8 protein-coding genes and 2 rRNA genes (1 of these 10 cut by a window edge) are annotated in these 10,000 nt (G+C 64.8%); 6 read left to right on the forward strand and 4 right to left on the reverse strand.

All coding sequences use genetic code 11. The features are described 5' to 3' along the window. The first annotated feature begins 54 nt into the window (after window positions 1-54). From WIX39_RS20760 to WIX39_RS20780, 5 genes are all read left to right on the forward strand, one after another. Entirely contained in the window at window positions 55-1,083 is a 1,029-nt protein-coding gene (locus tag WIX39_RS20760) for an amidohydrolase family protein (RefSeq protein WP_409195744.1), read from the forward strand. Window positions 1,084-1,085: 2 nt separating this feature from the next. After that, the gene (gene ligK, locus WIX39_RS20765; RefSeq protein WP_199851908.1) at window positions 1,086-1,787 is read left to right on the forward strand and encodes a 4-carboxy-4-hydroxy-2-oxoadipate aldolase/oxaloacetate decarboxylase; all 702 of its coding nucleotides are present in this window, start codon (window positions 1,086-1,088) and stop codon (window positions 1,785-1,787) included. Between the two features lie 15 nt (window positions 1,788-1,802). After that, entirely contained in the window at window positions 1,803-3,113 is a 1,311-nt protein-coding gene (locus WIX39_RS20770) for a gallate dioxygenase (protein ID WP_106934099.1), read from the forward strand. A gap of 35 nt (window positions 3,114-3,148) precedes the next feature. Beyond that, window positions 3,149-4,129, forward strand: coding sequence for a Bug family tripartite tricarboxylate transporter substrate binding protein (locus WIX39_RS20775; RefSeq protein WP_106934098.1), 981 nt, complete (start codon window positions 3,149-3,151; stop codon window positions 4,127-4,129). A gap of 106 nt (window positions 4,130-4,235) precedes the next feature. After that, entirely contained in the window at window positions 4,236-4,931 is a 696-nt protein-coding gene (locus tag WIX39_RS20780) for a substrate-binding domain-containing protein (protein ID WP_106937412.1), read from the forward strand. Between the two features lie 136 nt (window positions 4,932-5,067). Here the strand turns inward: WIX39_RS20780 and WIX39_RS20785 are convergent, their stop codons facing one another. Both WIX39_RS20785 and hglS read right to left on the reverse strand, forming a co-directional pair. Continuing rightward, window positions 5,068-6,486, reverse strand: a complete 1,419-nt coding sequence (locus WIX39_RS20785; RefSeq protein ID WP_106934097.1) for an FAD-binding oxidoreductase — start codon at window positions 6,484-6,486, stop codon at window positions 5,068-5,070. Continuing rightward, a complete protein-coding gene (gene hglS, locus WIX39_RS20790) occupies window positions 6,483-7,862 on the reverse strand; it encodes a 2-oxoadipate dioxygenase/decarboxylase HglS (protein WP_106934096.1) in 1,380 nt (459 codons plus the stop codon). The genes WIX39_RS20785 and hglS overlap by 4 nt, the downstream gene beginning before the upstream one ends. Window positions 7,863-8,182: 320 nt before the next feature. Here hglS and WIX39_RS20795 point away from each other — a divergent pair, with 320 nt between their 5' ends. Continuing rightward, entirely contained in the window at window positions 8,183-8,608 is a 426-nt protein-coding gene (locus WIX39_RS20795) for a DUF1801 domain-containing protein (protein ID WP_106934095.1), read from the forward strand. Window positions 8,609-8,912: 304 nt separating this feature from the next. On the opposite strand, the gene rrf is transcribed toward WIX39_RS20795, so the two are convergent. Together rrf and WIX39_RS20805 are read right to left on the reverse strand one after the other, a co-directional pair. After that, a 5S ribosomal RNA gene (gene rrf / locus WIX39_RS20800) occupies window positions 8,913-9,025 on the reverse strand. Between the two features lie 131 nt (window positions 9,026-9,156). Further along, window positions 9,157-10,000 (reverse strand): 23S ribosomal RNA (locus WIX39_RS20805); it runs 2,027 nt beyond the window's last position.

Below are 10,000 nucleotides of genomic sequence, written 5' to 3' on the forward strand. Positions count from 1 at the left end.
GCAGACTTCTCTCATGCCTGAAGCCACCACTGCACACCGCCCGGAGCGCTGCGAATGATCATCGACTGTCACGGCCACTACACGACCGCCCCCAAGGCCCTGGAGACATGGCGCAACCGGCAGATCGCCGGCATCACGGCGCCATCGGAGAGGCCCAAGGTGTCCGAGCTGAAGATCAGCGACGATGAACTGCGCGAGTCCATCGAGAGCAACCAGCTGCGCCTCATGAAGGAGCGCGGCAGCGACCTCACGATCTTCAGCCCGCGCGCGAGCTTCATGGCGCACCACATCGGCGACATCGAGGTCTCATCGACCTGGGCCGCCGTCTGCAACGAGCTGTGCTTCCGCGTGAGCGAGTTGTTCCCCGACCATTTCATCGGCGCGGCCATGCTGCCGCAATCGCCGGGCGTCGATCCGGCCAGCTGCATCCCCGAGCTGGAGCGCTGCTCGAACGAATACGGCTTCGTGGGCATCAACCTCAACCCCGATCCGTCGGGCGGCCACTGGACCAGCCCGCCGCTGTCCGACCGGCACTGGTATCCGATCTACGAAAAAATGGTGGAGCTCGACATTCCCGCGATGGTGCATGTCAGCACCAGCTGCAACGCCTGCTTCCACACCACCGGCGCGCACTACCTGAACGCCGACACCACGGCCTTCATGCAGTGCCTTGCATCGGACCTGTTCAAGGACTTCCCGGCGCTGCGCTTCGTCATTCCGCACGGCGGCGGCGCGGTGCCCTACCACTGGGGCCGTTTTCGCGGGCTGGCACAGGAGATGAAGAAGCCGCTGCTGAAGGACCACCTGCTCAACAACATCTTCTTCGATACCTGCGTGTACCACCAGCCGGGCATCGACCTGCTCACGCGCGTGATCCCGGTCGACAACGTGCTCTTCGCGAGCGAAATGATCGGCGCGGTGCGCGGCATCGACCCCGAGACCGGCTTCAACTACGACGACACGCGCCGCTACATCGACGCCACGCCCATGCTCGACGACAAGGCCCGCCGCCAGATCTACGAAGGCAACGCGCGCCGCGTGTATCCGCGCCTGGACCGCGCCCTCTCGCAAAAAGGACTCTGAACATGACGACCGCTCCCGTACTGCAGGAACTCGGCGTGGTGCATCGCCGTGTGGCGCGCGCCGATGCGGCCGCCGTCGAGAAGCTGTCGCGCTTCAGCGTGTCCACCGTGCACGAGGCGCTGGGCCGGCTGGGCCTGATGGCGCCGCGCATCCGCCCCATCCACCCCGAGGCGCGCCTGTGCGGCACCGCCGTCACCGTGCTGCTGCAACCCGGCGACAACTGGATGCTGCATGTCGCGGCCGAGCAGGTGCAGCCCGGCGACGTGGTGGTGGCCGCCTGCACCAGCGACTGCACCGACGGCTTCTTCGGCGACCTGCTGGCCACGTCGCTCAAGGCACGCGGCTGCAAGGGCCTGGTGATCGACGGCGGCGTGCGCGACGTGCACGACCTCATCGCCATGGACTTCCCCGTGTTCAGCCGCGCCATCCACTCGAAAGGCACGATCAAGGCCACGCTGGGTTCGGTCAACGTGCCTGTGGTCTGCGCCGGCGCGCTGGTGCAGCCCGGCGACGTGGTGGTGGCCGACATCGACGGCGTGGTGGTGGTGCCGGCGCCGCTTGCAGCGCGCGTGGCAGACGCCGCGCAGGCCCGCGAGGCCAATGAAGCCGGCAAGCGCGCGCGCTTCGCGGCGGGCGAACTGGGGCTGGACATGTACGCCATGCGCGAGCCGCTCGCCAAGGCCGGCCTGCGCTACATCGACTGAGCGAGGGAACAACCCATGGCTCGCATCATCGGCGCCGTCGCCTGCTCGCACACGCCCACCATCGGCTTCGCGTTCGACAAGAACAAGCAGCAGGACCCGGTCTGGGCGCCCATCTTCGAGGCCTTCGCGCCGGTGCAGCAATGGCTGGCCGACAAGAAGCCCGACGTGCTGTTCTTCATCTACAACGACCACGTCAGCTCCTTCTTCTTCGACCACTACTCGGCCTTTTCCCTCGGCGTGGGCGAACTGCACGAGGTGGCCGACGAAGGCGGCGGCGCGCGCGACCTTCCTGCTCTGGCAGGCCATCCGGCGCTGGCGCGGCACATCGGACGCTCGCTGGTGGCGGACGAGTTCGACATGTCCTTCTTCCAGGACCGGGCGCTGGACCACGGCGTGTTCTCGCCGATGTCGCTGCTGTGCCCGCACGAGCCGGCATGGCCGATTCCGGTGGTGCCGCTTCAGGTGGGCGTGCTGCAGTCGCCGGTGCCGTCGGCGCGCCGCTGCTACAGGCTCGGCCAGGCGCTGCGCCGCGCGATCGAAAGCTACCCGGACGACATCGAAGTGGCGATCGTCGCTACCGGCGGCCTGTCGCACCAGGTACACGGCGAACGCGCGGGCTTCAACAACACCGCATGGGACGCGCAGTTTCTGGACCTGATCGAGAACGACCCGGTACGGCTGACCGAGATGACGCAGGCCGAACTGGCCACGCTCGGCGGCATGGAAGGCGCCGAAGTCATCATGTGGCTGGTGATGCGCGGCGCGCTGTCGTCCAACGTGCGCAAGACCCACCAGAGCTACTACCTGCCCTCGATGACAGGCATTGCCACGGCCATCTACGAGAACCTGGCGAGCCCGCCGGTTGCCGGCGAGGTCGAGCGGCATCGCCGCCACATCGACGAGGAACTCGCGGGCGTGGAAGCGCTGCGCGGCACCTATCCGTTCACGCTGGAGACCAGCGTGCGCGCCTACCGCCTCAACAAGTTCCTGCACGGCATGACGCGCCCGGCGCATCGCGCCGCCTTCCTGGCCGACGAGGAAGCCGCCTTCGAGGCCGCGGCGCTGACCGCGGAGGAACGCGACATGGTGCGCCACCGCGACTGGCGCAGCCTGATCCAGTACGGCGTGATCTTCTTCATGCTGGAGAAGCTGGGCGCGGTGGTGGGCGTGTCGAACCTGCACATCTATGCCGCCATGCGCGGCCAGTCGCTCGAAGATTTCCAGCAGACCCGCAACGCGCCCGGCGCGCTTTATTCGGTGGCCGGCAAGGACGCGCCCCCGCAAGCCTGGAACAACGACGACGCAGCGCACCGCCCGGGGCGCTGAGCCCCGCCCGATTTCGAATCCGGAGACAACAAGCAATGAAATTACTTTCCCGACGCCTCTTCCTCGGCGTGGCCGCGCTGGCCATGTCCAGCCACTTCGGCACTGCCGGCGCGGCCGACGCGTTCCCGTCCAAGCCAGTCAAGGTGCTCGTGGGCTACAGCGCCGGCGGCGCGGTCGATGCCATCGCGCGTTCGGTGGGCCTGAAGATGTCGGCCATCCTCGGGCAGCCGGTGATCGTCGAGAACAAGCCCGGCGCGGGCACCAACATCGCGATCAAGTCGGTCATCACCAGCCCGCCCGACGGCTACACGCTGCTGCTGGCCGCCAATGCGCTGGCGGTGAACCCGTCGCTGTTCCAGCCCGCGCCCTACGACCTGGAGCGCGAACTGACACCGGTGGCATCGGTCGGCCGCGTGCCTGTGGTTTTCACCGTGCGAGAAGAGTCGGCCATCAAGACGCTGCCCGAGCTGGTCGCGGCGGCAAAAGCGAAGCCTGGCGGCCTGACCGTCGCCACGCCGGGCAACGGATCGACGCCGCACCTGGCCATGGAGCTGTTCCAGCACACTGCCGGCCTGCAACTGCGGCACGTGCCCTACAAGGGCGGCGCACAGGCGCTCACCGACGTGCTCGGCGGCCATGTCGACGTGGTCGCGGTGAATGCGCTCGAGGCGCTGCCGCTCGCCAAGTCGGGCAAGTTGCGCGTGCTCGCGGTGATGAGCGCCGAGCGCTCCGCCGTACTGCCGGGCGTACCGACGGTGGCCGAGTCGGGCTACCCGGGTTTCGAGGCCAGCGTCTGGTATGGCTTCGTCGGTCCGGCCGGCATGCCCAGGGCCGTGGTCGACAAGCTGCACGACGCCGTGCAGAAGGCCATCGACTCGCCAGAGGTGCGGGCGCAACTCGCGGCGGCCGGCGGCATTCCGCTGCCGGGGCCGACCGAGCAGTTCACCAAGCTGCTGAAAACCGACGTGGCGCGCTACGGCAAGCTGATCCGCGAAGCCGGCATCAAGCCCGATTGACGAACGCCATGTCCACCAGCATCACCCGTCGCCAGGCCTGCCTTGCGGCAGCAGCGGCCGCTCTTCTGCCGGCAAGCCGTGCCGCCTGACCTTCCGGTAGATGCACATGAGCAGGACAATCCGGGTAATCGGCTCGATGGCCACGCGTGGCCTGATGCTGGAACTGACGGCGGCGTACACGCGCTCGAGCGGCGTGGCGGTTACCTTCGAGTCGGTCGGCGGCGTCGAGGCCGCGCGTCGCGTGTCATCGGGCGAGTCATTCGATCTGGTGGTGCTGGCATCGGATGCGATCGACAAGCTTGCGGCCGACGGCAAGGTGGATGCGTCGCGCAAGGTCGATGTGGTCCGCTGCGGCGTTGCCGTGGCGGTGCATGCGAATGCGGCGCGGCCCGACATCTCCAGCGAAGACGCGGTGCGGCGGGCGGTGCTGGAGGCCGAACGCATCGCCTGCTCGACCGGGCCGAGCGGCGTGGCGCTGATGGCGCTGTTCGAACGCTGGGGCATTGCCGACACTGTCAGGGAACGATTGGTGCAGGCACCGGCCGGCGTGCCGGTGGGATCGCTCATCGCGCGAGGAGAGGCCGCGCTGGGGTTCCAGCAGCTGAGCGAGTTGATGGGGGTCGAGGGCATCGCATTGCTGGGGCCGCTGCCGGCGGAGATTCAGATCACGACGACTTTCTGTGCCGCGCCCGGCACGGGTACGTCGCAACACGACGCTGTGACTGACCTGCTCGCCTACATGCGCTCAAGAGAAAGCGAAGCGGCAAAGCGCCGCTTCGGCATGGAGCCTGCCGATACTTGAGCGATGGCTTTTGCTCTTTCCCCTCCCGGGTGAAGGCTGGGATGGGGCAGTGCCCAAGGAGCGTTGTGAATGGGATGAGGCCGTCATGCCCCCACCCCGGCCCTCCCCCGGGAGGGGAGGGAGAAATACCCGAAAACTAGACCCGCACCACCCGCCCCGGGTTGAGCGTGTTCTTCGGATCGAGCCCGCGCTTGATCGCCCGCATCATCTCCAGCGCCACCGGCGACTTGTGCTTCTCCAGTTTGTCGACCTTCAGCGAGCCCACGCCGTGCTCGGCCGAGAACGAGCCGCCGAACTTCTCCACCGCGTCGTACACCAGCGTGTTGATGCGCTCTTCCTCGTTCTTCAGGAACGCCTTGGTGTCGATGTTCTCCGGCGCCTGCACGTTGTAGTGCAGGTTGCCGTCGCCCAGGTGTCCGAAGTTCACGAGGCGCACGCCCTCGATCTCCCGCTTGAGCAAGGCGTCGGTCTCTTCCACGAACGCCGGAATGCGCGACACCGGGATCGAGATGTCGTGCTTGATGTTGAGCCCTTCCTCGGCCTGCGCCAGCGGAATGCTCTCGCGGATGTGCCACAGCTGGTGCGCCTGCGCGAGGTTCTCGGCCACCACCGCGTCGGTGACGCAGCCGTCTTCGAACGCGGTTTCCAGCAGGGCCTCGAAGCGGGCGCGGGCGTGGTCCTCGGATTCGCTGTCGGAGTTCTCCAGCAGCACGCAGTACGGCACCGCCTCTTCGTTGATGAAGGGCACGCGCAGTTGCGGCATGTGCTTGTCGACCAGGCTCAGCGCGAACTTGCCCATCACCTCGAAGCCGGTGAGGCCCGGGCCCAGGTGCTTGTGCGCCAGGCCCAGCAGCGTGACCGCATGGTCGAGCGAAGGCACCGCCGCCCAGGCCGTGAGCTGGGCCGCCGGCAGCGGATACAGCTTCATGGTGGCGGCGGTGATGATGCCCAGCGTGCCCTCGCTGCCCACGAACAGGTCGCGCAGGTCGTAGCCGGTGTTGTCCTTGCGCAGGCCGCTGGTGCCTTCCCAGATCTCGCCTTGTGGCGTGACCACTTCCAGCCCCAGGCACAGCTCGCGGGTGTTGCCGTAGCGGACCACCTGGGTGCCGCCGGCATTGGTGGCCAGGTTGCCGCCGATCGTGCAGCTGCCTTCTGCGGCCAGGCTCAGCGGGAACAGGAAGCCGGCCTTCTCGGCCGTTTCCTGCAGTGTTTGAAGAATGCAGCCGGCCTCCACCGTCATGGTGAGGTTGGCGGCGTCGATGGTGCGGATGGCGTTCAGGCGCTGCAGGCTCAGCACCACCTGGGTGCCGCTGTCGTCGGGGATGGAGCCGACCGCCAGGCCGGTGTTGCCGCCCTGCGGCACGATGGCCGTGCCGGCGGCGGAACAGGCCTTGACCACGTCGGCCACCTGTTGCGTGTTGGCTGGGCGCACCACGGCCAGCGACTTGCCTCGCGCGCGCTTGCGCCAGTCCTGTTCGTAGGCGGTGAGGTCGCCCTCGTTGAGCACGTGCTGGGCGCCGACGATGGCGCGCAATTGGTCGATCAGTGCGGTCACGCTGCGGACAGGAAAGGAACAGCCGCTTTCAACGAACGCGCCTGAGCTTCTTCATACAGCGCGATCTCGTCTTGCACCTTCGCGCCCAAGGCGGCCTCGAACACGGCCTGCGCACTGTTGGCCGCGTAGCTCTTCTGCTCGTCCGAGCCGAGGTTGGACTGGAAGATGCCGGCGGCGCTCACGGGCAGGAAGTCTTCGTACGTAATGGGCTCGGCATCCAGCCAGCCTTCGTCGACGAGCGCCTGCAGCGACTTCGCGGCAAGTGCGTCCTGGTTCGCGGCGCGGCCCTCGTCGGTCAGCGCATAACGGAAGAAGCCGAGGCCCGCTTCGCGCATCGTCTTCAGGTCGTCCGGGAAGTCGCTGAACGCGGCATCCAGGCGGGCCTGGTAGTCGGCGCCCGCGTTGCCGGCACCATTCGCGTCACGCACGCGGGAGAGCAGCGCGTCGTAGAGCGCACGGCCCTTGCGGGTCAGGGCCACGCCGCGTTGCTCGATCTCGCCGAACCGTGCGGTGTGCGTTCCGGCCTCGGCCTCGCTCTCCCCCACGAACGCCACGCGTTCCTGCAGTGCGCGAAAACTGGTCTGGCGCAGCAGGATCGGCACCTTGCGGCGCGGCGGGCCTTCGATGACGTCCTTGGCAGCCATGCCGCGGCGCGTCATCTCGACCTGCGCGTCGTCGATGTTCAGCGTGCGCGGCGTGAGGTGATTGATGTGCGGGCCCTTGAAGCAGGCCACGTCGGCAATGAGGCGGTGCGCCGCCAGCAGCTTGTCGTAAGTGGCCTTGCTCACCGTGGCCTCGCTGTGCCAGCGGAAGGTCTCCAGGGCCTGCGCCACGAACTCTTCAGCCTGCGCCGCCGTCAGGCCGCCGGCCGTCTCGGCCTGCTCGATGAGCGCCAACACGCGCGGCGTGAAGATGTTCCGGCGGGCGAGGATCTCCTGCACTTCCGCACGCAGCGCGGGGTTTTCGATCAGCTCGAGCCGCAGCAGCGAAGTGAAGACCCGGAACGGGTTGTTCGACAGCGACGCATCGGTCACCGGGCGGAAGGCCGTCGAGTGCACCGGCACGCCGGCGACGGAGAGGTCGTAGTAACCGACCGGCGCCATGCCCATGACCTTGAACAGGCGCCGCATCGTGGCCAGCTCTTCGGGCTTGCCCAAGCGGATGGCGCCGTGGCGCTCGACGTCGATGCGCTCCAGCTCGCCGTTCCTGCGCAGCTGTGCCAGCAGCGTCGGCTCGCGCATGCTGTCCGCGTTGACGTCGGCAACGACGTCGAGCAGATCGCCGTACAGCGGCACCTCGGCGCGGTACATCTCGGACATGCGGCGGGAGAACAGCGAACGGATCTCGTCGCTGGAGAGGAAGGTGGTGTCGTTCATTGGGGAGTGATCTTGAAGTGTCGCGATGCGCCCGGCATTCCCGGAGCGCATCGGCCGAGTGCGCAGCCAAAATTTTCGGTAGCGCGGGCAGTCGGGTCAAACGATCTTCTCGCCTGATGTCATTCCTTCAGCGCATGAACTTGCCGCTCCCGTCGCGTCCTTGTTGACTCGGCATTGACATTGATAGCCACGCAGGCGTGAAGCCATGGGCAGGGGAGGCAGCGATCTTGATTGGGGGCCAGGCAGGTCTGCGCGGATCCGCGCCGCCTTCGGCGGCTACCATTCGCATCACCGTCGAGGCAACCCTCCAGGAGGAAGACATGAAAAAGTCATCGGACGACGCGGACCCGAGCCCATCGGCCTCGGAGCTCATTTCGAACAAAATCGCCGAGCTTGGCGACTGGCGCGGTGAAACGCTCGCCAGGATACGCAAGCTCATCAAGGAAGCCGATCCTGAAGTCATCGAAGAATGGAAGTGGATGGGCACGCCAGTCTGGTCGCACGGCGGCATCATCTGCACCGGCGAGTCTTACAAGAGCGCGGTGAAGCTCACGTTTGCCAAGGGTGCGTCACTGAAGGACCCTGCTCGACTCTTCAACGCGAGCCTAGACGGGAACACTCGCCGCGCTATTGACATCCATGAAGGAGAGGAAGTTGCCGGGCCCGCCTTCAAGTCGCTCGTTCGAGAGGCCATCGAACTCAATAAAGCCGGCAAATCGAAGTCTTCGAAGAAGGCGAAGAGCTGAGCTTGCTTGTTTACCATCGCTGAATGCAAAGCTGAACAGTACTGGGGCCACAGGGAGTACAGTCGGTAATGACTTCACATACGCCTGCTACATCTGCGCCGCCTGCCGCAGTCACTCCCGTTGAAATTACAGAGACCCGAGCATTCACACAAGCTTGGATTCTGTTCGCGGTGCTATTCGTAGTGGTTATCGGCGTTCTTTGGGCATTGCAAACCCATTTTGGATGACGGCCAATTTGCGGCTGCCGCTCGCATAAAGCAAAAAACCCCAGTCATGACTGACTGGGGTTTTTTGGGCTGTAAGAGCCTGACGATGACCTACTTTCACACGGGAACCCGCACTATCATCGGCGCTGAGTCGTTTCACTGTCCTGTTCGGGATGGGAAGGAGTGGTACCAACTCGCTATGGTCATCAGGCATAAAGGGTTGTCTGGTTGATCGGGAGATCAACCGGACGAATTCATAGAGTTTGGAATCAGCTTTTGGCGAATTGTTTTGAATGCGTCAACTTGGCATAACACCTTGATCTGTATTTTGATCAAAGTTATAGGGTCAAGCCGCACGAGCAATTAGTATCAGTTAGCTTAACGCATTACTGCGCTTCCACACCTGACCTATCAACGTCCTGGTCTTGAACGACTCTTCAGGGGGCTCAAGGCCCCGGCAGATCTCATCTTGAAACGAGTTTCCCGCTTAGATGCTTTCAGCGGTTATCTCTTCCACACTTAGCTACTCGGCAATGCCACTGGCGTGACAACCGATACACCAGAGGTGTGTCCACTCCGGTCCTCTCGTACTAGGAGCAGGCTTCCTCAAATCTGCAGCGCCCACGGAAGATAGGGACCAAACTGTCTCACGACGTTTTAAACCCAGCTCACGTACCTCTTTAAATGGCGAACAGCCATACCCTTGGGACCGGCTACAGCCCCAGGATGAGATGAGCCGACATCGAGGTGCCAAACACCGCCGTCGATATGAACTCTTGGGCGGTATCAGCCTGTTATCCCCAGAGTACCTTTTATCCGTTGAGCGATGGCCCTTCCATACAGAACCACCGGATCACTATGTCCTGCTTTCGCATCTGCTCGACTTGTCAGTCTCGCAGTTAAGCACGCTTATGCCATTGCACTATCGTCACGATGTCCGACCGTAACTAGCGTACCTTCGAACTCCTCCGTTACGCTTTGGGAGGAGACCGCCCCAGTCAAACTGCCTACCATGCACTGTCCCCGATCCAGATAATGGACCTAGGTTAGAACCTCAAACACACCAGGGTGGTATTTCAACGTTGGCTCCACAAGATCTAGCGACCCTGCTTCAAAGCCTCCCACCTATCCTACACAGATCTGTTCAAAGTCCAATACAAAGCTACAGTAAAGGTTCATGGGGTCT

This window comes from Variovorax sp. AB1(2024) (assembly GCF_037482385.2).
Lineage (GTDB): Bacteria > Pseudomonadota > Gammaproteobacteria > Burkholderiales > Burkholderiaceae_C > Variovorax.

Bases quoted from the DNA above. Each gene is read 5' to 3' on its own strand.
- hglS (WP_106934096.1), bottom strand. From the start codon at position 7,862: ATGAACGACACCACCTTCCTCTCCAGCGACGAGATCCGTTCGCTGTTC.
- WIX39_RS20760 (WP_409195744.1), top strand. From the start codon at position 55: ATGATCATCGACTGTCACGGCCACTACACGACCGCCCCCAAGGCCCTG.
- ligK (WP_199851908.1), top strand. From the start codon at position 1,086: ATGACGACCGCTCCCGTACTGCAGGAACTCGGCGTGGTGCATCGCCGT.
- WIX39_RS20775 (WP_106934098.1), top strand. From the start codon at position 3,149: ATGAAATTACTTTCCCGACGCCTCTTCCTCGGCGTGGCCGCGCTGGCC.
- WIX39_RS20795 (WP_106934095.1), top strand. From the start codon at position 8,183: ATGAAAAAGTCATCGGACGACGCGGACCCGAGCCCATCGGCCTCGGAG.
- WIX39_RS20770 (WP_106934099.1), top strand. From the start codon at position 1,803: ATGGCTCGCATCATCGGCGCCGTCGCCTGCTCGCACACGCCCACCATC.
- WIX39_RS20780 (WP_106937412.1), top strand. From the start codon at position 4,236: ATGAGCAGGACAATCCGGGTAATCGGCTCGATGGCCACGCGTGGCCTG.